The sequence below is a fragment of the Paraburkholderia sp. 2C genome (assembly GCF_054589215.1).
On the sequence record NZ_BAAILL010000042.1, the window covers coordinates 180,072 to 199,782 of the forward strand.

18 protein-coding genes and 1 pseudogene are annotated in these 19,711 nt (G+C 64.0%); 11 read left to right on the forward strand and 8 right to left on the reverse strand.

Features of this window, described 5'->3' with window-relative positions:
* Positions 1-315: type VI secretion system baseplate subunit TssG (locus ACYPXD_RS20885; protein ID WP_459715338.1), on the reverse strand; the 315-nt coding region annotated here is incomplete at its 3' end.
* On the opposite strand from ACYPXD_RS20885, the pseudogene ACYPXD_RS20890 reads away from it, so the two are divergent.
* Positions 293-505 (forward strand): annotated as a pseudogene (locus ACYPXD_RS20890) (type VI secretion system baseplate subunit TssE); the annotation flags it as partial. The gene ACYPXD_RS20885 and the pseudogene ACYPXD_RS20890 sit on opposite strands and share 23 nt — an antisense overlap.
* A 3-nt stretch (positions 506-508) precedes the next feature.
* Here the strand turns inward: ACYPXD_RS20890 and ACYPXD_RS20895 are convergent.
* Positions 509-1,231, reverse strand: coding sequence for an alpha/beta fold hydrolase (locus ACYPXD_RS20895; protein ID WP_459715340.1), 723 nt, complete (start codon positions 1,229-1,231; stop codon positions 509-511).
* A 142-nt stretch (positions 1,232-1,373) separates the two neighbouring features.
* On the opposite strand from ACYPXD_RS20895, the gene ACYPXD_RS20900 reads away from it, so the two are divergent.
* The 4 genes from ACYPXD_RS20900 (at position 1,374) to ACYPXD_RS20915 (ending at position 4,396) form a co-directional block, all read left to right on the forward strand.
* The gene (locus tag ACYPXD_RS20900) at positions 1,374-1,907 is read left to right on the forward strand and encodes an ABATE domain-containing protein (protein WP_459715342.1); all 534 of its coding nucleotides are present in this window, start codon (positions 1,374-1,376) and stop codon (positions 1,905-1,907) included.
* A gap of 50 nt (positions 1,908-1,957) precedes the next feature.
* A complete protein-coding gene (locus tag ACYPXD_RS20905; RefSeq protein ID WP_459715345.1) occupies positions 1,958-2,095 on the forward strand; it encodes a CGNR zinc finger domain-containing protein in 138 nt (45 codons plus the stop codon).
* Positions 2,096-2,291: 196 nt separating this feature from the next.
* Positions 2,292-2,969, forward strand: a complete 678-nt coding sequence (locus ACYPXD_RS20910; RefSeq protein ID WP_459715348.1) for a heavy metal response regulator transcription factor — start codon at positions 2,292-2,294, stop codon at positions 2,967-2,969.
* Complete coding sequence (locus ACYPXD_RS20915) at positions 2,969-4,396, forward strand: heavy metal sensor histidine kinase (protein WP_459715792.1); 1,428 nt, start codon at positions 2,969-2,971, stop codon at positions 4,394-4,396. The genes ACYPXD_RS20910 and ACYPXD_RS20915 overlap by 1 nt, the downstream gene beginning before the upstream one ends.
* On the opposite strand, the gene ACYPXD_RS20920 is transcribed toward ACYPXD_RS20915, so the two are convergent.
* The 5 genes from ACYPXD_RS20920 to ACYPXD_RS20940 all read right to left on the reverse strand — a co-directional run bounded on the left by ACYPXD_RS20920 (position 4,365) and on the right by ACYPXD_RS20940 (position 12,182).
* Positions 4,365-5,921: an efflux transporter outer membrane subunit gene (locus ACYPXD_RS20920; protein ID WP_459715350.1), complete on the reverse strand. Its 1,557-nt coding sequence runs from the start codon at positions 5,919-5,921 to the stop codon at positions 4,365-4,367. The genes ACYPXD_RS20915 and ACYPXD_RS20920 overlap by 32 nt on opposite strands.
* A gap of 41 nt (positions 5,922-5,962) precedes the next feature.
* A complete protein-coding gene (locus tag ACYPXD_RS20925) occupies positions 5,963-7,219 on the reverse strand; it encodes an efflux RND transporter periplasmic adaptor subunit (RefSeq protein ID WP_459715352.1) in 1,257 nt (418 codons plus the stop codon).
* A gap of 61 nt (positions 7,220-7,280) precedes the next feature.
* Positions 7,281-10,475 (reverse strand): efflux RND transporter permease subunit, encoded by a 3,195-nt coding sequence (locus ACYPXD_RS20930; protein ID WP_459715355.1) that lies wholly within the window; start codon positions 10,473-10,475, stop codon positions 7,281-7,283.
* 193 nt (positions 10,476-10,668) lie between these two features.
* Complete coding sequence (locus ACYPXD_RS20935) at positions 10,669-11,199, reverse strand: c-type cytochrome (RefSeq protein WP_459715357.1); 531 nt, start codon at positions 11,197-11,199, stop codon at positions 10,669-10,671.
* 188 nt (positions 11,200-11,387) lie between these two features.
* A complete protein-coding gene (locus ACYPXD_RS20940; RefSeq protein WP_459715359.1) occupies positions 11,388-12,182 on the reverse strand; it encodes an IclR family transcriptional regulator in 795 nt (264 codons plus the stop codon).
* A 166-nt stretch (positions 12,183-12,348) separates the two neighbouring features.
* Here ACYPXD_RS20940 and ACYPXD_RS20945 point away from each other — a divergent pair, with 166 nt between their 5' ends.
* The 6 genes from ACYPXD_RS20945 (at position 12,349) to ACYPXD_RS20970 (ending at position 18,500) form a co-directional block, all read left to right on the forward strand.
* Complete coding sequence (locus ACYPXD_RS20945) at positions 12,349-13,428, forward strand: ABC transporter ATP-binding protein (RefSeq protein WP_459715361.1); 1,080 nt, start codon at positions 12,349-12,351, stop codon at positions 13,426-13,428.
* Positions 13,429-13,534: 106 nt separating this feature from the next.
* Positions 13,535-14,896 carry an ABC transporter substrate-binding protein gene (locus tag ACYPXD_RS20950; protein WP_459715363.1) on the forward strand — a complete coding sequence of 454 codons (1,362 nt, stop codon included), beginning with the start codon at positions 13,535-13,537 and terminating at the stop codon, positions 14,894-14,896.
* 194 nt (positions 14,897-15,090) lie between these two features.
* Positions 15,091-15,963 (forward strand): carbohydrate ABC transporter permease, encoded by an 873-nt coding sequence (locus tag ACYPXD_RS20955; RefSeq protein ID WP_459715794.1) that lies wholly within the window; start codon positions 15,091-15,093, stop codon positions 15,961-15,963.
* A 98-nt stretch (positions 15,964-16,061) separates the two neighbouring features.
* Positions 16,062-16,880, forward strand: a complete 819-nt coding sequence (locus ACYPXD_RS20960; RefSeq protein ID WP_459715796.1) for a carbohydrate ABC transporter permease — start codon at positions 16,062-16,064, stop codon at positions 16,878-16,880.
* 67 nt (positions 16,881-16,947) lie between these two features.
* A complete protein-coding gene (locus tag ACYPXD_RS20965; protein ID WP_459715366.1) occupies positions 16,948-18,069 on the forward strand; it encodes a mandelate racemase/muconate lactonizing enzyme family protein in 1,122 nt (373 codons plus the stop codon).
* 98 nt (positions 18,070-18,167) lie between these two features.
* Positions 18,168-18,500, forward strand: coding sequence for an L-rhamnose mutarotase (locus ACYPXD_RS20970; RefSeq protein ID WP_459715368.1), 333 nt, complete (start codon positions 18,168-18,170; stop codon positions 18,498-18,500).
* 52 nt (positions 18,501-18,552) lie between these two features.
* On the opposite strand, the gene ACYPXD_RS20975 is transcribed toward ACYPXD_RS20970, so the two are convergent.
* Positions 18,553-19,548 carry a bifunctional helix-turn-helix transcriptional regulator/GNAT family N-acetyltransferase gene (locus ACYPXD_RS20975; RefSeq protein WP_459715372.1) on the reverse strand — a complete coding sequence of 332 codons (996 nt, stop codon included), beginning with the start codon at positions 19,546-19,548 and terminating at the stop codon, positions 18,553-18,555.
* Between the last annotated feature and the right edge of the window lie 163 nt (positions 19,549-19,711).

A 19,711-nucleotide genomic window follows, 5' to 3' on the forward strand; every position in this document is an offset into this window, starting at 1 on the left:
GACGCGCACCCGTACGCCCGGCGCCGCAAGCGCGATCACCCCCGCGAGTCCTTCCGACGTGCGCGTGCGCTGAATCATCAAGCCCAGCAACGCGAGCATCCGCGCTGCGGGCAGTCCCGCGCGCGCGGGCTTGTCACCCCAGCCGAAGCCCGCGAGGCAGAGCAGATTGAGCGAATGCGCATCGACGCCACCCGCGCGAAAACTTTCCGGATAGCGATACTTTTTCCACGCGCGGACCAGCAGCGTGACGAACCGGTGATTGAACTGATCGAGAAACGCCTCGAGCGCTTCATGCCCTTCCGCGCACCGGCTCAAGGAACAGATGGAAGCCACGCTGCTGAAATACGAGCCGCGCATCCGCTCGATCGACGTCACGATTATCGATAACGACGACCCCGGCGTGCTCGTCAGCTTCGAAATGGCCTGCCATCTGCGCAAAGCCGGCCTTGTGAGGTTCGGTACGCACTTCGAGCCGCCCGGGCGGATGCGTATCGAGCGGCGCTGACCGCTAACGGCTGCCCACCTCGCCCACCTCGCCCGCTTCACCCACCTCGTTCACCGCTTCGACGATCATCTGCGCCACCACCTGCGGCGCCGCGATCATCGGCGAATGGTCGACCGCATGCGAATGCACCCGCGCATTCATCCGCGCGGCGAGCGCCATCTGCGTGTCGGGATTGATCATGCGATCCTGTTCGGCCACGAGATACCAGTTAGGCCGCTCCCTCCAGAGCGGCCGATCGATCGCCACGCCAATGCACGACGCCGAAATCGGCCGCTGCACGGCAGCGAGCACCGCAAGTTCGTCCGCACTCGCCTGCTGCGCGAATGCCGCCGCAAAGGCGGCGTCCGGCAACCAGATCAAACCGTCGCGATCCGGCGCCAGTTGCGGCGCCTGCGGATGCGCGGCATCGCGATAGAACATGTCGGCAACCGTCTCGCCCTGATCCGGCGCCAGCGCGGCGATATAAACGAGCGCCTTCACTTTCTCATCGTGCGTCGAGCCGATCACCGCGCCACCATAGGCATGCCCCGCCAGGACAATCGAGCCATCGATACGTTCAAGCACCCGATTCAACGCCGCCGTGTCGTCCGCCAGCGACGTCAACGGCAACGGTGCCGCCACCGCCTTCACACCCTGCGCGCGCAAGAGGCCGATCACCTTGCTCCAACTCGACGCGTCCGCCCACGCACCGTGCACAAGCACGACCGTCACATCGTTCCAAGCCATTTGTTTCGCTCCATCAAGAGTCGCTGCTGTTTATATAAACACCCGAGAGGAAATCCCAAAGAAGAGTCATCCGGCCCCAAGCCGGCACCACCCGCCACCCTCTCTCTGTAACCTCATTAATTTTAAAACTGAGGTTACAAACATGCATGTAACTTGTCAATTGAGACTGATATGGTTACGCTCGATACACTCAATTCCACTGACGGGATTGCCAAATGAACCGTCCCTCTATGCCGGCGCCCTTTATCGCCGACGCGCCGGGTCTCGATTCCCCAATTCCATCGGAACGCCGGTCGATGTCGAAATCGACTGGATCGATAACGGCGAAGGCTTGCTGGCCTGGCTCGAGCAGGCGTCGCTCGTACCCGCGCCGGTACTCGATTCGTTTCGCAAGCGCGCGCTGCCGGGCGAACTCGACGCCGTCGCGGCACAGGCAAGAAGTCTGCGTGAATGGTTCAGAGGGTTCGTTGCGCGGCATAAGGGACGGCCTTTGACGCCGGAAGCGCTCGCCGATATCGAGCCGCTGAGGCGGTTACTCGAACGCGACGAGACCTTTATCGAAATCGTCGCGCGCGACCATGGCGAAGGCCCCGTATTGGTACTGAACGGCAGCGTCGCTGGCGTTCGCCCGAATCGCTGCTGCTGCCGGCCGCGCGGACACTCGCCAGGCTCATAGGCGACGAAGACTTTTCTCATGTGAAATCTTGCGAGGGCCCGCAATGCACGATGCTGTTCGCCGACCACACGCGCGGCCATAGCCGCAGAGGGTGCAGCATGGCGCTTTGCGGCAATCGCGCGACAGTCACCGCGCATCGCAAACGCCAGAAAGAAACCCTGCAAGAGCCGCTATCAAGCCCGCTGTAAAGTCCCTCAAACCGCGCATGCGCCCACTAGAGCACGGCACACGCCAACCGCGCTTGCAAAAACGCACGGCGCGCACAACGCCGCACGAAAACGCACCGCACGGCGCCCCGGTAAAATAAAGCCGCCATTCAGGCACCCCATCGAACAGCGCAAGGAACGGCCCCCAAAGCTGTTCAGCGTTTTGCAAGGTACCGACATGCGGATTCTGGTCGTCGAAGACGAGCCCAAGACGGGCGCTTATCTGAAGAAAGGGCTCGAAGAATCCGGCTATAGCGTCGACGTCGCGGCCGACGGCGCCGATGGCCTGATCCTCGCGCAGGAAGAAGACTACGACGTCATCGTGCTCGACGTGATGCTGCCGACGATGGACGGCTGGGCCGTGCTGAAGACACTGCGCGCAACGCGCTCCACGCCGGTGCTGTTCCTCACCGCGCGCGACGACATCGACGACCGCGTGCGCGGCCTCGAACTCGGCGGCGACGATTACCTCGTCAAGCCGTTCGCCTTCGTCGAACTGCTCGCACGCGTGCGCACGCTCGCGCGCCGCGGGCCGCCGCGCGAAAGCGAGCTGCTCAAAGTAGGCGACCTCGAAATCGATGTGAACCGGCGGCGCGTCAAGCGCGGCGCGAACCGCATCGACCTTACGCCGCGCGAATTCTCGCTGCTGCAGCTGCTCGCGCGCCGCCAGGGCGAAGTGCTGAGCCGCACGCAGATTGCGTCGTACGTGTGGGATATGAACTTCGACAGCGACACGAATGTCGTCGAAGTCGCGATCCGGCGGCTGCGCGCGAAAATCGACGATGGCTACGACATCAAGCTGATCCAGACCGTGCGCGGCGTCGGCTACGTGATCGAATGCAAAACCCCCGACTGATGGCCGGCCGGTCGCTGACCACGACGCTCGCCCTCGCATTCGCGGGCACGACGATCGCGGTGTTCGCGCTCGTCGGCAGCGTGCTCTATTTCGCGCTCGAACGGCAGATCACGCAGCAGGACGACGATCAGATCGTGCTCACGGCACGACACACGCGGCGCCTTGCCAACGAACTTCAGTCGTTCGACGATGTGCGCGCGCATGCGGACCGGCTCACGAGCCAGGTGCTCGGCAACGCGGCGCTGTCGATGGATGTGCGCGACGCGAGCGGCAACATGCTGTTTAGCCACAATACCGCGGGCGGCGCGACCTCGATGGTCGAGCCGCTCGTCGCGCCGCAGCGCGTCCCGCAAGCCGCGCGCATCACGGATGCGGCCATCGTCGAAACGCAACAGGGCTCGCGCATGCCGGTGCGCGGTCTCGCCACCGACGCCACGCTCGCCGACGGGAGCGCGGTCACAATCGTCATCGCGCGCGACATGACCGACCGCTGGCTGCTGCTCGACCATTACCGCGACCGGCTATACGGCGCGGGCTTCGGCGGCATGCTGCTCGCCTTCCTGATGAGCTGGATGCTGGTGCACGAATCGCTGCGTCCGTTGCGCGAGCTCGCCGCGCATGCGGCGGCGATCACGGTGGACCGGCTGCATGCGCGCATGAAAGTCGACGATGCGCCGCGCGAACTCGCGGCCGTGATCGCGTCGCTCAATGCCATGCTCGACCGGCTGGCCGGCGGCTTTCAGCGGATGTCGCAATACACGGCCGATCTTGCGCACGATATGCGCACGCCGCTCGCGAATCTGCGCGGGTCGACCGAGGTCGCGCTGTCGCGGCCGCGCGGCGCCGAAGAGTATCAGGCCTTGCTTGAATCGAACCTCGAGGAATGCGAACGGTTGTCGAGGATGATCGAGAGCGTGCTCTTTCTGGCACGCGCCGAGCATCCGCAGTTCGTCACGCATATGAAACCGCTCGACGCGCATGCCGAACTTGCGCGCGTCGCGGATTACTTCGAAGGCATTGCGGACGATGCAGGTGTCCAGGTGCAGGTGAGCGGCAACGGCGAGGTCCGCGCCGATGCGGAGCTGTTCCGGCGCGCCGTATCGAATCTGCTTGCGAATGCGATACGTCATACGCCGCGCGGCGCGCACATCACACTAAGCGCGCAGCCGCAGCCTGCTTCCGGCAATCTGCGCGTGACCGTCGCGAACGAGGGCTCGCGCATCGATCCATCCGCGCTCGAGCGCGTATTCGACCGCTTCTATCGCGCGGACCCGTCCCGGCACAACGCGCCAGTGGGACCGGCATCGACGGGCCTTGGTCTGGCCATTGTGCGCACGATCATGGAACTGCACGGCGGCAGCACCTACGCGGAAAGCGATGAAACCAGCACGCGTTTCATTCTGCTTTTCCCGATGAAGCTGAAGTAGTTGAAGCTGAAGTAGTTGAAGCTGACGAAGCCGAACTCAACACCGCCCGATCCCATCCCCCTCCCAGCGCCCGCATCAACTGCACGCTTGCGTCGATGCGGCGCGCGTCGATCTGGTCGACCGTGCGCTCGTTCGTCAGCGCGATCGTCTGTGCGGTCACGACGTCGAGATAGCTGACGGCCCCCGCGTTGAAACGGTTCGTCGTCAGTTGCAGCGAGCGTGCCGCGGCGGCCGCCGCGAGCTGCTGCGTTTGTGCTTCGCTTGCAAGCGTCGTCAGTGTGGAGAGCTGATCTTCGACCTGCTGGAACGCAACCAGCACCGTCTGCCGGTAATCGGCGACCACGCCGTTGTACTGCGCATGCGCGCCTTCTAGCGCCGCATCGCGGCGGCCGCCGTCGAACAGCGTGCCGGCAATCTGCGCGCCGAGCGACCAGAACAGACTCGGCGCCGTCAGCCACGGCGCGAAGAACGTGCTTTCGAGGCCCGCGCTCGCCGCCAGCGTGAGGCTCGGATAATACGCCGCGCGCGCTTCGCCGATCTGCGCGTTCGCTTCGGCGACGCGCCTTTCGGCCGCGGCAATATCGGGCCGGCGTTCGAGCAGTTCGGACGGCACACCCGCCGGAATCGCGGGCACCGGCACCGCGGCCGTCCCGGGCGCGATCATAAACGTCGAGGCGGGCTCGCCGATCAGCGTCGCGATCGCATGCTGCAATTGAGCGCGCTGCACGTCGATATCGGTGTCCTGCGTGCGCGTGCTTTCGAGCTGCGTCTGTGCCTGCGCAACCGCCGATGCATCGACGACGCCCTTCTGGAACTGCTGCTGAATGATCTTGAGCGCGGCGGCATAAGCGGTCACCGTATCGTCGAGGAGCTTCTTCTGGATATCGAGCGCGCGCAGATCGAAGTAATCGGCGGCGAGGTCCGCGCTGACCGACAGACGCACTGCGTCGAGGTCCGCTTGCGACGCCTGTGCTTCGTCGCGTGCGCCGACCGCGGCGTCGCGCACGCGGCCGAACAGATCGGGCTCCCAGCTTGCATTGAGACCCACCGAATAGTCAGGCTCCGTCACGCCCGCGAGCGAGCGATGCTTGATGTTCTGCGACGTGCGATAGCGCATCGTGGAGGCGCCGGCCGACACTGTTGGAAAGAAGCCCGAACGTTGATAGGCAACCATCGCGCGTGCGTCTTCCAGTTGCGCGACCGCTTTCTTGACAGTCTGGTTCGAGATGTCGACGCGCGCTTCGAGGCTGTTCAATTCCTCGTCGTTAAAGGCGGTCCACCACGGGCCGCGTGGCGTGGCGTCGGCGGGCGCAGCAAGCGACCAGCCATTCGCCGCTGGCGTCGGCGACGCCCCCGATGCGTTCGCGGCGCTGGCTTGCGCGCCCGCATAGTGGGCCGGCACGTCGACAGCGGGCTTCGTGTAAGCGGGCAGCGTCGAGCAGGCCGCGAGCGAGCCGGCAAGCGCGGCGGCAAGCACGATGGAGAAGCGATTGCGCTTCAGGAACACGGGCGGCGTTGTCATCATAGGCTCCTGATCTCTCGCATCGGCATCGGCATCGGCGCGTGTCATTTGTTGGCCACCGCAATACCCTGCGCGGGCGGTTCGATCGCGACCGCTTCTCCCGTCACGATCGCGTCACCCGGGTTGTTGATCACGCGGTCGGTCTTCGCGAGCCCGGTCGCCACTTCGACATACGTGCCAAAGTCACGGCCGATCGTCACGGTCTTCAAGTGCACCTTGTCGTCGGGGCCCACCACCGCAACGGTCACGCCATCCGGCCGGAACAGCAGCGCGCTGACCGGCAATTCGAGCGCGGGATGCGCGGAATCGAGCTGCAGATGCACCTGCGCATAAGCGCCCGGCAGCAGCGCGCCGTCCTGGTTGTCGACGTCGACTTCCACGCGCAGCGTGCGGCTCACGGGATCGATCGCGCCCGCGCTGCGCGCGATCTTCGCGTCGAAGCGCCGCCCCGGATATTGCTGCGTCGTCAGATAAGCTGGCGTGCCCGCGCCGACTTCGCTCGCGTCGTTTTGCGGCACGTCGATATAGACGCGCAGCGTGTTCGTCTCTTCGATATGGAACAGTTCGCCCGGCATCGCCGCGAGCCCCGGCGTGCCGCCCGCGGTCACCAGCGCGCCGACGTCGACATTGCGTGCGGTGATTACTCCGTTGAACGGCGCGGTGACTTTCTCGTACGACACGAGTTCCGACAAACGCGCGACATTCGCCTGCGCCGACGCGAGGATCGCGCGTTTCGCCTCCATGTCGCTTGTTTTCGCATCGGCGTCCTGCTGCGCAACCGATTGCGTCTGCAACAACTCCTGCCAGCGTTTCGCGGTCGTATTCGCATAGTCGTAATTGGCCTGCGCGGTCGCCGCGTCGGCACGGGCCTGGCGCAATTGCGCATCGAGTTCGGGCGTTTCGATCACGGCGAGCGTGTCGCCGGCTTTCACTTTCGCGCCGATATCGGTGTACCAGTGCAGCACATAGCCGCTCGTGCGCGCATAGATCGAGGCGTCCGCATACGGCATTACGGAACCCGGCAGCAAGAGCTCGCTCGATGCGGGCGCGGGCTTTGGCGTCACAATCGACACGGGCAGCGCGCGTTGCGCGGCCACCTGCGCCGTCAACGCGCGCTTCGCTTCGAGGCGCGGCGCGAGGCCGACCGCAAGCAACAGTGCCGCGAGTCCGCCGATCACGAACGGCAGCACGCCATAGCGGCGCCGGCGTGCGGCAGGCCCCGGTGCGGCGCCGCGCGGCTGCGGCGGGTTGCTGTCGCTCGACGGTTCGAGCCCGGTATCCTCGGTTTGGGGGGTAGTCATCGCGGTTCTCTGGAAGAAGCCATCACGTACAGGTCACATCGGAACGCAGAAGAAAGCACCGTCACGCGTGCGCGGACGTCGCGCCATCGCCCGCGTGCCTGGCATGCCTGCGCGCTGCAAGCCAGCTATGGACCATGCCGAACACCACCGGCACGAAGATCAGCGTCGACATCGTGCCGGCCGCGAGGCCGCCGATCACGGCGCGGCCAAGCGGCGCGTTCTGCTCGCCGCCGTCGCCGAGGCCAAGCGCCATCGGCAGCATGCCGATCAGCATCGCGAGCGCGGTCATCAGCACCGGGCGGAAGCGGCTGAAGCCGGCGTCGAGCGCGGCGGCCAGCGGCTCGACGCCGGCCGCGAGCTTTTCGCGCGCGGTGTTGATCACAAGAATGCTGTTCGCCGTCGCAATGCCGATGCAAAGAATCGTGCCGGTCAGTGCGGGTACGCTCAAGGTGGTATGCGTGGCGAACAGCATCCACGAGATGCCCGCAAGCGATGCGGGCAAGCCGCTCACGATAATCAGCGGGTCGAGCCACGACTGAAAATTCACGACCATCAGCAGATAGACGAGCACGATCGCGAACACGAGGCCGAAGCCGAGACCGCTGAACGATTCGTTCATCGACTGCACCTGGCCGCGCACGACCATCGACGAACCGGGCGGCAACTGCGCGCGCGCCGCGTCGACGAGCTTCGACACATCCGACGCGACGCCGCCCAAATCGCGCCCTTGCGCGGACGCGAAGATATCGAGCACCGGCTGCACGTTGTAATGCGAGACCACCGCCTGCTGCGTGCCGCGCGACATCGTGCCGAGCGTGCCGAGCAGGTTCTGCGGATTGACCTTCGGCGAGACAGTGGTGATCGGGATATTCGCGAGCGTCTGCAGCGAATGGATATCGTATTGCGGCACTTCGGCCATTAACGGATAGCTGACGCCGTTCTTCGGGTCGAGCCAGAAATTCGGCGACGTCTGCGAACTGCCGGACAGCGCGATCAGCAGATTCTGCGCGACGTCGCGCTGCGTGAGACCGGCCTGTATCGCCTTGGTCCGGTCGACGTTCACGTTGATGGCCGGTTCGTCGCCGGGCTGCTGGATGCGCGCGTCGACGAGGCCACGCACGCCGCGCAGTTTCGCCAGCAATTCATTCGCGACCACGCGGTTCGCATCGAGCTTGTTGCCGACAATCTGCACATCGATCGGCGCCGGCAGGCCGAAATTCAGGATCTGGCTCACGATGTCGGCGGGCAGAAACGCAAACGTGACGCCGGGAAACGCTGCGTCAAGCACGTTGCGCAGCGTCGCGACGTATTGCGCGGTCGGCTTGTGGTCCGGTTTCAGCGTGATCAGGATGTCCGCGTCTGCGGAGCCGATCGGGTCCGACGAGTCGTAGGTCAGATTGATGCCGCTGACCGGCACGCCGATGTTGTCGAGTATCGAGCCCTGCTCCGAAGCCGGAATCACGGTGCGGATTTTTGCTTCGACTTCGTCGGTGATACGCGCGGTTTCTTCGATGCGCGTGCCGGTGGGTGCGCGCAGATGCAGCCGGATTTCGCCGGTGTCGACCGCGGGAAAGAAGTCCCGGCCGATAAACGGCACGAGTACGAGCGACCCGAGACACAGCAGCAGAAACAGCGGAATGAAGTGGCGGCGCCGTGCAATCGCGTGTTCGAGCGCGCCGCGATAAACGTTGCGCAGCGCCTCGAAACGCCGTTCGAACGCGGCCTGAAAGCGCGTGAAAACCGCGAAGCGCCGGGGCGACGCGCTCGCTTCCTTCTTGCGTGCGCGCATCAGATACATCGCGAGCGTCGGAATCAGCGTGCGCGAAAAGAAATACGACGCGCACATCGCGAACACCACCGCTTCCGCAAGCGGCACGAACAGATATCGCGCCACGCCGGACAGCAGAAACATCGGCACGAACACGATGCAGATCGACAGCGTCGAGACGAAAGTCGGCACCGCGATTTCGCCGGAGCCGTTCAGAATCGCATCGTGCAGTGCTTCGCCGTTCTCGAGATGATGGGTGATGTTCTCGATCGCGACCGTTGCGTCGTCAACCAGTATGCCGACGGCGAGCGCAAGGCCGCCGAGCGTCATGATGTTGATCGTCTCGCCGAGCGCCGACAGTGCGACGAGCGAGGTCAGCACCGCGAGCGGAATCGATACCGCGATAATCAGCGTGGCGCGCCAGCTGCCGAGAAACAGCAGAATCATCGCGGCCGTCAGGCATGCGGCGATCGCCGCTTCGCGCACCACGCCGTCGATTGCCGACTTCACGAACACCGACTGGTCCGATAACGGCGTCACTTTCAGTGCGCTTGGCAGGCCCGCCTCGATCTTCGGCAGCATCGACTTCACCTGCTGGATGATCGTGAGCGTCGATGCGCTGCCGGTCTTTTCGATCTCGAGCAGCGCCGCGCGCTTGCCGTCGCTGCGCACGATATTCGTTTGCGGCTCGTAGCCGTCGATCACGTGCGCGACATCGCGCACATAGACCACGCCACCGTTGACCGTCTTGATCGGCAGATCGTTCAGCGCGGCGATCGAATCGGTGCTGCCGTTCATCTCGACGTTATATTCGCGCGTGCCGATTTTCGCGGTGCCGCCCGGCAGGATCAGGTTCTGCGCGTTCACCGCGTTGACCACGTCGAGCGGCGCGAGGCCCTTCGCCTGCAGCGCGGCCGGATCGAGTTCGACTATCACCTGGCGCACCTTGCCGCCGAACGGCAGCGGCACGGCGGCGCCCTGCACGGTCGCAAGCTGCGTGCGGATAAAGCTGTTGCCGAGGTCGTACAGCGATTGCTCGGGCAGCGTGTTGCTCGACAGGCCCAGTTCGAGCACCGGCACCGTCGACGCGTTGTACGTAATGATGTTCGGCGGCAAGGTGCCGGGCGGCAGGAGCCGCAGCAGCGATTCGGAGTTCGACGAAGCCTGCGCAACCGCGCGATTGATATCGGCGCCCGGATGGAAGAACACCTTCACCACGGCGACGCCATTCAGCGACTGCGATTCGATGTGCTCGATATCGTCGACGTCGGTCGTCAGCGCGCGTTCGTAGATCGAGGTGATCCGCTGTGACATGTCTTGTGCGGACAGTCCATTGAACGACCACACAATGCTGACCACCGGCACATTGATATTCGGAAAGATATCGGTCGGCGTGCGAACAATCGCGAGCGGCCCGATGATAAACAGCAGTATGGCCAGCACGATGAACGTGTACGGGCGCTTGAGCGCGAGCTTGACGATCCACATGGCCGGGCTTCCTCGGAGGTAGGCGACGTGCGAGCCTTCCTGGCGTTTTAGCGCGCTGATGCTGAAGCGGCCAGGAAGTGTCTCGCGATGAAGAACAGTCTGCGCCGCCGGCCATTACCCGTTTCCGACGCGTTGATTACGACTCTGTTATCTGCGCATCGGGCGGCTTAAGGCTGGGCGCCTTGAGCGTCGTTCACGGCGCGGAGGCCTTGAGCGTGTCGTACTGGTCTTTCGTGATGCCCCGCCCTTGGTAGAGGAACGCGGCCAGTTGCCAGATCGTCGCGTCCGATTGCGTTTTACCGAACGAAGGCATCGCCGTCATATTCACGCCGTGCTTGATCACCCAGAACATCAAGGGCGGGTTGTTGCGGCGGCTTGCCGCGAGCAGTTGCGGCGCGGACGGTTCGATGCCCTGCCCGACCGCGCTCAACGGCCGGTCGGGCGCACCGTGGCACAGCGCGCAGGTCGAGTCGTACATGCGCGCGCCGGCGCGGATGTTTTCGAGCGACATCAGGTCCGCGGGCGGCAAGTCCTTGCCGCCGTACCGATGCAGCGAGGCTTCGTAGGTTCGATGCAGCAGCCATGCGACGGCCGGGTTGTCCTTCGAACTGGCCGATACGTTGTAGATGCCGGAATAGATAAAGGCGATGCCCGCGGCGGCGGACAGCACGAGCAATGCAACCGCCGTCGCGATGACGGTGGTGAGTCGGGAACGAGTGGCCATGCCGGTGAGTACCTTTGTGCGTGGAAGGTTCAAGCGAGCGTCGCCCGATCGTAAGGCGTGCCGCTTTGCCGTTCGCCGTCGCGCAGATTACCGTTCTGTTATCTTCACCCGAATGCGGCGAGCGCGATTACGGCCTGCGACGTATCTTTTTCAATGTGCACGCACAATGCACGGGAGGCGCGCGCCGCCTAGGCCCGCTCGTCCGGCGCGCCTTCCCAATAGAGGTTGAAACCCATCAACGACGTCAGCGTGTTCGCTGCGTCTTTCATCTTTGCACCGACTTCGGTCATCGACGGCACCGGCGCATTGTCGATGCGTTCGATATACGGCGTCGTGAGCGTCGCGATTGCGTGGCCGTCACGGCCGAACACCGGATACGCGAGATTGCGCACGCCCTTGACCTGACGGCTCGGCATGCGCGCGAAGCCGCGCTGCCGGATCTGTTCGAGCTCGCGTGCAAGCGCGGGCGGGTCGACTTCGAGTTCGCCGTCGACGGGCACGTGCAATTCGAGCATGCGCTGCCGTTCCGCGTCGTCCTGAAACGCCATCAGCACCTGGCCCGACGCGGTATCGGTCATGCCGATCAAGGTGCCGACCTTCAGCGCAAAGCCCCAGCGCTCCGGACTTTCCACGCCCGCGACGATCAGCACGCGTCCCGCCTGGTACACGCACAGATGAAACGACTGGCGCACGTCGTGCGCGAGCTGCGTCATGAGCGGCAACGCCGTCGACACGAGCGAGCGCACCGGTTGATGCCGGTGCGCGATCTGAAACAGCAGCAGCGACAGCTGATAGCGCTCGCCCGCCGCGATCAGATAGCCGCGCGTCTGCAGCGTGACGACCATCCGGAAGATCTCGTTCGTCGTGCGTCCGAGCGCGCGCCCGAGTTCGACGAGCGACAGGCCTTCCGGATGGTCGGCCAGCAGTTCGATGATGTCGAGGCCCTTTTCGAGCGCGGGGGCCGAATAGCGCGTGGTGTCCAAGCCGGTTCCTTCGCGAAGGCGCGATAAGCGATGTGTCAGGGAAATGTCGTCCGGTCTCGATTGTAGTGCGCGGAGGTGGGGAAAACACCGATCAACATTTCATGTATGAAAACACGTTTTATAAATAAAATAAACTGATCGAGACGTTCGGAAGGGGAAACGGCGCATGGCGGAAGTCGCATTCGAGCAGGTGCAGAAATCGTTCGGCGCCGTGCAGGTGTTGAAGCACATCGACCTGACCGTGCATGACGGCGAGTTCCTCGTGCTGGTCGGCCCGAGCGGCTGCGGCAAGTCGACCTTGCTGCGCGCGCTGGCCGGGCTCGAAAATGTCACGCGCGGCCGGATTCTGATCGACGGGCGCGTCGTGAACAACCTGCCGCCGAAAGATCGCGACATCGCGATGGTGTTCCAGAACTACGCGCTCTATCCGCATATGAGCGTGCTCGACAATCTGACGTTTGCGCTGAAGCTGCGCGAGCTGACGCCCGCGGAGATCGACGAACGCGCGCGCGAGGCGGCGGCGATTCTCGGCCTCGAAGGGCTGCTCGACCGTTATCCGCGGCACCTGTCGGGCGGGCAGCGGCAGCGCGTCGCGATGGGCCGCGCGATCGTGCGCGACCCGAAGGTGTTTCTGTTCGACGAGCCGCTGTCGAATCTCGATGCGAAGCTGCGCGTGCAGATGCGCGCGGAGATTCGCGCGCTGCATCAGCGTCTCAGGGCCACCACCGTCTATGTGACGCACGATCAGATCGAAGCGATGACGATGGCCGATCGCATCGTCGTGCTGAACGGCGGCGTGATCGAGCAGATCGGCGCGCCGCTCGATCTGTACGACGACCCGGACAATCTGTTCGTGGCGGGCTTTATCGGCTCGCCGGCCATGAACCGCTTCAGCGGCATCTATGAACGCACAACGCAAGGCGCGCGCGTGAGGATCGGCGATCACGCGCTCGCGGCGCCCGACGTCGGTGCGGCAACGGAGCAGCGCGTGACCGTCGGTGTGCGTCCCGAACATCTGGAACCTGTCGTTTCGCAAGATGGCTCGACGGGCGGTTTGCCGTTCGCGATCGACGTCGTCGAACCGACCGGCGCCGCCACCGAGCTGTTCGGCACGGTCGCGGGCGAGCCTTGCTGCGTCATGCGCAACGGCCGCTCGACGCTGAAGCCCGGCACCGTTGCGACGCTGCACGCCGCGCCCGAACACGTGTATCTGTTCGACGGCGAAACGGGCCGACGGCTGCGCTGAGCGCCGGCTTGATTCTCATCGCGGATAGCTCACTGCTCACGACTCAAACCACAACGACAGCGGCGACGCCTTCGATGCACGCCGCTCATGTCCAAGGAGACGCACCATGTCGGACTGCAACCGGATCAGGCAACGAAGAGGCACGAAAGCGCTGAAAGGCAAGATGGTCCACGCGATGGTATCGGTGCTCGCACTCGCCGGCGTCATCGCATCGGGCGCGGCGCACGCCGATAACGAATACAAGGGCTATACGCTGCGCGTGAAGCTGATCGGCGGCGTGCAGTACGAAGCGTTGTATACGCGCATTCCGCTGTGGGAAAAGCAGACCGGCGCGAAAGTCGAAATCGTCTCGCGCAAGAGCCACTTCGAACTCGACCGCGAGCTCAAGCAGGACATTGCGTCGAACCATATCGATTACTGCGTATCGTCGAACCACACGAACTTCGCCGCGCAATATCCGATCTTCCGCGATCTGAAGGGCCTGTTCCCTGCCGACTATCTCGCGCAGTTCGCGCCGACTCTGCTCAAACAGTCGGAAGTGAACGGCCATCTCGTGCAGATTCCGCGCTCGACCGATATCGAGGCGCTCTACTACGACAAAACCGCTTTCGACGATCCCGCGAATCAGGCCGCGTATCGCAAACAGTTCGACAAGCCGCTCGAACCGCCGAAAGACTTTGCCGAATTCGCGCAGCAGGCGAAGTTCTTTACGAAGTCGCCGAATTTCTACGGCACGCAATTTCCCGGCAAGGACGAGGCGCTGACCGGCACCTTCTATTCGCTGCTCGTGGCGAACGGGGGCCAGTTGCTCGATGCGAAAATGCGTCCGGTGTTCAATTCGCCGACCGGCGTGAAAACGCTCGACTGGTTCGTCGATCTGTACAAGACCGGCACGGTGCCGAAAGGCGCGCCGAACTATGTCTGGGACGATCTCGGCAACAACTTCGCCGCGGGCAAGATTGCGCTCGATATGGACTGGCCCGGCTTCGCGTCGTTCTATAACGACCCGAAGACCTCGAAGCTCGCGGGCAAGGTCGGCGTGGTGCGTGCGCCGCTTGGCGCCGGCGGCAAGCGGCCGGGGTGGTCGGGATCGCATAGCTTCTCGATCACGAAGGCCTGCGATCGGCCCGAGGTGGCCGCGAGCTTTATCGAGTTTCTGACGAGCCGCGATTCGCAGATGGTCGAAGCGCGCCTCGGCACGATTCCGTCGCGCATCGACGCGCAGCGCGACGCGGTGAAGGAGTTCCAGGCGAAGCACGACGAATTTATGGCCAATGCGATTGCGGTGTTCAGCAAGGCCGCCCAGGACGATTCGTTCACCCCGCCGCGCATTGCGCAATGGAACGAGATTTCAAACGCGCTGTGGCCCGAGTTGCAAAAAGCGATTATCGGCGACAAGAGCTCGAAGCAGGCGCTCGATGATGCCGCGAAGAAAGTCTCGGACATCATGCAGGATGCGGCCGATTGATGATGAATGTCGAACGTCCCGTGGATGACGATGTGGGCAACGGCGGCCGCGGTACGAGCGGACGGCGCGAGGCGGACACATCGCACGCATCGCACGCATCGACCGCATCGACCGCATTGCACGCGTCGACACCGGCGGCGCACGCCGCACGCGAGGCGCCCGCCGTGCCGTTCGTCGCGCGCGAGCGCCTTGCCATGCCGGTCAGGCTGCTGCTGCCGGCGTTCGTCGCGGTTGCCATCGTCGTCGTGCTGCCGCTGCTGTTCTCGCTGTACACGAGCTTTACCGCGTACCGGTTGACCGATCCCGACACGCTCACGCACTGGATTGGTTGGCGCAACTACGCACGCGTCCTGGCCAATGCCGACTTCTGGGCCGCATTCGGCCGCACCGTACTGTTCCTCACCGTCGCATTGAACCTCGAGATGGTGCTCGGTCTCGGCATCGCGTTGCTGTTGAATCGCGTCACCGCCGGCCAGCGCGTGCTGCGCACCGTCATGATGTTTCCGATGATGTTTTCGCCGGTGCTGGTCGGCTTTCAGTTCAAGTTCATGCTCAACGACAGCACCGGCGTGATCAATCATCTGCTGCAAACGCTGTTCGGCATGCACGGCTCGATACCGTTTCTCGTCAACGAGAAATCGGCATTGGCTTCGCTGATCGCGGCCGAAGTGTGGAATTCGACGCCGGTGTTCGCCGTCATTCTGCTGGCCGGACTGATGGCGCTGCCGAAAGATCCGATCGAAGCGTCGAAGGTCGACGGGTGCACGCCGTGGCAGACGTTCCGTTATGTGACGCTGCCGTATCTGATGCCGTTTATCTATATCGCCATGACGATCCGCTCGCTCGACGTCGGCCGTGCCTACGACATCGTGCGCATCATGACGAACGGCGGTCCGGGCGGACGCACGGAATTGCTGTGGACGATGGTGGGGCGCATCGCTTACGACGATTCGCGCATGGGTTACGCGAATGCCATTGCGTATATCTCCGTGCTCGTGTCGATTCTGTTCACGCTGTACTTCTTCCGCAAACTGAATGCCGCGCGCCGGCATATGGGACCTGCGTGATCACGATGACAAACGCTCACACTTCGGCTTCCGCTTCCGTTCAGGCCACCGACGATACCGATAACGGCATCGCATGGCGCCCTCTTCTTTCGCGCGGCATGTTGTGGTTCGGCGTATTCGTCGTGATGGCCGTGATCTGTCTGCCTGGATTGTGGGTCGTGCTCAATGCGTTCCGCTCGAACGTCGCGATCCTGTCGAATCAGTCGCCGTTCGCCGCCGGCAGTTACACGCTCGACAACTTCCGCGCGATGTTCGGCTTCGGGCAGATGGCGTCGCTGCCGATCGCGAAGTACTTCTTCAATTCGCTGATCATTTCGAGCGTCAGCACCGCTGCCGCGCTTGCGGTCGGTGTGCTCGGCGGCTACGGATTCGCGCGCTTCGATTTTCGCCGCAAGGACGTGTGGTTCGTGCTGCTGATGCTAACGCGTGCGATTCCCGGTATTGCCCTGTCGTTGCCTGTTTTCATGCTGTGGGCGTGGACGGGGCTGCTCGATACGCGCATCGGCGTGATCATCGTCTATCTCGCGATGAACGTGCCGTTCACCGTGTGGCTGATCGACGGCTTTTTCCGCGAAGTGCCGATCGAGCTGTCGCAAGCGGCGCTGATCGACGGCTGCACGCGCTGGCAGGCATTCTGGCGTGTCGAATTGCCGCTCGCCCGCTCGGGCATCGCATCGGCGGGCATCTTCGCGTTCCTCACGAGCTGGAACGAGTTCGCGCTCGCGACGCAGCTCTGCCGCAGCCCCGATACGAAGACACTGCCGGTCGGGCTGATGGATTACACCGCGCAGTTTTCGGTCGATTGGGCCGGCATGTGCGCGATGGCGGTCGTGATTATCGTGCCCGCGATCGTGCTGACTTTCATCGTGCAGAAGCATCTGATCGCGGGGCTCACGCTTGGCGGCGTGAAGGGCTGAGCGCGCTGCACGTGCCGCATGTGCTGAATGGGCCGCAGGGGCTAAACCCCGCGAGGAGAACACCAACATGACAAGAATCGACGCAGTTGAGATCCGGCAAGTCGACCTGCAGCCGAAGGTCAAGCGCACCGACGCGATCCAGGCGTTCGTCGTGCAGGAGACGGTGCTCGTCACCGTGCGCTGCGACGACGGCAGCAGCGGCACCGGGTACACGTACACGATCGGCACCGGCGGCTCGTCGGTGGTGGCGCTATTGCGCGATCATCTCGCGCCGCAATTGATCGGCCGCGATCCGGCCACGTTCGAGGCGATCTGGCGCGACCTGCTGTTCCATACGCATGCAACCGCGGTCGGCGCGATCACGAGCCTTGCGCTCGCAGCCATCGACACTGCGCTGTGGGACCGCAATACGCGCGCGGCCGGCGTGCCGTTGTGGGTTGCCGCGGGCGGCGCGAAGCCGGCGACGCGCACCTATTCGACCGAAGGCGGCTGGCTGCATCTGACTGAACGTGAGCTGATCGACCAGACCTTGCGGGCGCAGGCCGACGGCTTTCGCGGCGCGAAACTCAAAGTGGGCCGACCGCATGTCTCGGAAGACGTGCGGCGCCTCGAAGGGGTACGCAACGCGGTCGGCGACGGCTTCGAGCTGATGGTCGACGCGAATCAGGGCTTTACGCTTTCCGAAGCGATACGCCGCGCGCACGCATTCGAGCCGTTTCGTCTCGCGTGGCTCGAAGAGCCGTTGCCGGCGGAAAGCGTCGATGCACATCGACGTCTCGGTCTGGCGACCTCGGTGCCTGTTGCGATCGGCGAATCGCTGTATCACCCGGGGCAATTCGGCGAATATATGAAGGCCGATGCCTGTTCGATCGTGCAGGCGGACGTCGCGCGTATCGGCGGCATTACGCCGTGGCTGAAGGTCGCGCATGTGGCCGAAGCGCTGAACCTCGATATCTGTCCGCATTTTCTCATGGAGCTGCACGTCAGCCTGTGCGCGGCCGTGCCGAACGCGACGTGGGTCGAGTACATTCCGCAACTCGATTCGCTCACGCATTCGCGCGTGCGCATCGACGAAGGCTACGCCTACGCGCCGAACGAGCCCGGTATCGGCATCGATTGGGACTGGGATGCGATTCGCGCCGCGCAGCATGTCGAGCATGCGGTGAATACGGCGGACGCGCTCGCCTGAGGCGAGGCGTCCACATCGTGCGTTGCCCGCCTGGCCTATGCCCAGGCGGCAGTGCGGGTACGATAGGCGCTCCTCGAACTCACGTCATGGAGCTTTGGATGCGCAAGATGGCCATGCTGGTCGGCATCGCGCCGGAGAAAATCGCCGAATACAAGGCGCTGCACGCGGCGGTATGGCCTGCCGTTCTTGCGCGTATCCGGCAGTCGAACATCCGCAACTACTCGATTTTCCTGCGTGAGCCTGAAAATCTGCTGGTCGGCTACTGGGAATATCACGGTGACGACTTCAACGCCGATATGGCGGCGATCGCGGCGGATCCGGAAACGCAGCGCTGGTGGGAACTGACCGGGCCTTGCCAGACGCGGCTCGCGAGCGCCAAGGATCACGAACAGTGGTCGATGATGGACCAGGTGTTCGATCTCGACGGCTAAGCTGCCGGCGCGCCCGAGTCGCGCGGCGCTCGATGACGCTCAGCCCGTACACCTAACCGCGCGGCGCGGCGCGCGAGCGCCGGTTGAAGCGCTGCTCGACCACCGGTTGTCCCCAATGCATGCCTTCGGCTTCATGCGTGAGCGTGAAGCCCTCCGATTCGTACAGATGGCGTGCGGCGTCGAGCCCTTTGAACGTCCATAGAAACGTCTCGTTGAAGCGCGCATCGACGTAATCGAGGGCTTGCGCGAGCAGACGGCGCCCGACGCCGGTACCGCGCACTGCATCGTCGACGATAAACCAGCGCAGGTGCGCTTGACCGTTCGCCTCGTCGCCGTCGATGGCGATCGAGGCGAGCGTGCGGTCGTCCTCCACGTAACACCACAATGCCTTGCCGCTTGCGGGCAACTGGTACGCGAAGTCGGCCAGTTCCGTCGCAACGCGCCGCTCGAAGAACGCGCCGAAGCCCGACTCGCGCGCATAGTAGCGCCCGTGCAGGCCCGCGATATCGCCAATGCAGCCGGGCCGGTAGCCGGTCTCGATCCGCCCGGCGGGCACGAGCGCGGGCGCGCCGCGCGCTGTCTTGCCGGTGTCGTTATCGAGCGCGAGCGCGTCCGCATAGAGCGCGAGCGAGCGCACGAGCGCCTGCTGATCTTCCGGCACGAGCTTACGCAAGGCGTTCGATACCTGGTCGGTCGCGAAGCGGTCGATCTTCCTGCGCAGTTTTTGCCCTGCTTCGGTGAGGTAAAGCAGCGACGAACGCGCGTCGTCGCTCGAGGTCTCGCGGTAGACGAGCCCGCCTTCCTCGAGCTTGGCCAGTTGCCGGCTCGTATTCGATTTATCGAGCCGCAGCAGATTCGCGAGGTCGCGTGCCGGCATGCCCGGCGCGCCGCCGATCTCGAGAATCGCGTGACACGCGGACGGCGCGAGTTCGCTGTTGGCAAGCGTCGAGCGCATGAAGCCGAGTTCGCGCACGAGCTTGCGCGAGAACTCGCGCAACTCGAGGATCGTGCGGTCGCGTGGTTTTTCCGGTTGTGCGACATAGTCCATGGCGGGTCTCCTGTTTTTCTTCGCGATTCGGACGGGATTATTTGGTTGCGGTATGCAACCAATATAATTGCGGATCGCAACTTGTTCAAGCGGTTTTGCAGGGACGATCTGATGCAAGCACGCACGCGGCGTTCTCGCCCAAATCCTCTGAGGAATCGCACTC

Bases quoted from the DNA above. Each gene is read 5' to 3' on its own strand.
- ACYPXD_RS20895 (WP_459715340.1), bottom strand. From the start codon at position 1,231: ATGGCTTGGAACGATGTGACGGTCGTGCTTGTGCACGGTGCGTGGGCG.
- ACYPXD_RS20900 (WP_459715342.1), top strand. From the start codon at position 1,374: ATGCATGTAACTTGTCAATTGAGACTGATATGGTTACGCTCGATACAC.
- ACYPXD_RS20905 (WP_459715345.1), top strand. From the start codon at position 1,958: ATGCTGTTCGCCGACCACACGCGCGGCCATAGCCGCAGAGGGTGCAGC.
- ACYPXD_RS20910 (WP_459715348.1), top strand. From the start codon at position 2,292: ATGCGGATTCTGGTCGTCGAAGACGAGCCCAAGACGGGCGCTTATCTG.
- ACYPXD_RS20915 (WP_459715792.1), top strand. From the start codon at position 2,969: ATGGCCGGCCGGTCGCTGACCACGACGCTCGCCCTCGCATTCGCGGGC.
- ACYPXD_RS20920 (WP_459715350.1), bottom strand. From the start codon at position 5,921: ATGATGACAACGCCGCCCGTGTTCCTGAAGCGCAATCGCTTCTCCATC.
- ACYPXD_RS20925 (WP_459715352.1), bottom strand. From the start codon at position 7,219: ATGACTACCCCCCAAACCGAGGATACCGGGCTCGAACCGTCGAGCGAC.
- ACYPXD_RS20930 (WP_459715355.1), bottom strand. From the start codon at position 10,475: ATGTGGATCGTCAAGCTCGCGCTCAAGCGCCCGTACACGTTCATCGTG.
- ACYPXD_RS20935 (WP_459715357.1), bottom strand. From the start codon at position 11,199: ATGGCCACTCGTTCCCGACTCACCACCGTCATCGCGACGGCGGTTGCA.
- ACYPXD_RS20945 (WP_459715361.1), top strand. From the start codon at position 12,349: ATGGCGGAAGTCGCATTCGAGCAGGTGCAGAAATCGTTCGGCGCCGTG.
- ACYPXD_RS20950 (WP_459715363.1), top strand. From the start codon at position 13,535: ATGTCGGACTGCAACCGGATCAGGCAACGAAGAGGCACGAAAGCGCTG.
- ACYPXD_RS20955 (WP_459715794.1), top strand. From the start codon at position 15,091: ATGCCGGTCAGGCTGCTGCTGCCGGCGTTCGTCGCGGTTGCCATCGTC.
- ACYPXD_RS20960 (WP_459715796.1), top strand. From the start codon at position 16,062: ATGTTGTGGTTCGGCGTATTCGTCGTGATGGCCGTGATCTGTCTGCCT.
- ACYPXD_RS20965 (WP_459715366.1), top strand. From the start codon at position 16,948: ATGACAAGAATCGACGCAGTTGAGATCCGGCAAGTCGACCTGCAGCCG.
- ACYPXD_RS20970 (WP_459715368.1), top strand. From the start codon at position 18,168: ATGCGCAAGATGGCCATGCTGGTCGGCATCGCGCCGGAGAAAATCGCC.
- ACYPXD_RS20975 (WP_459715372.1), bottom strand. From the start codon at position 19,548: ATGGACTATGTCGCACAACCGGAAAAACCACGCGACCGCACGATCCTC.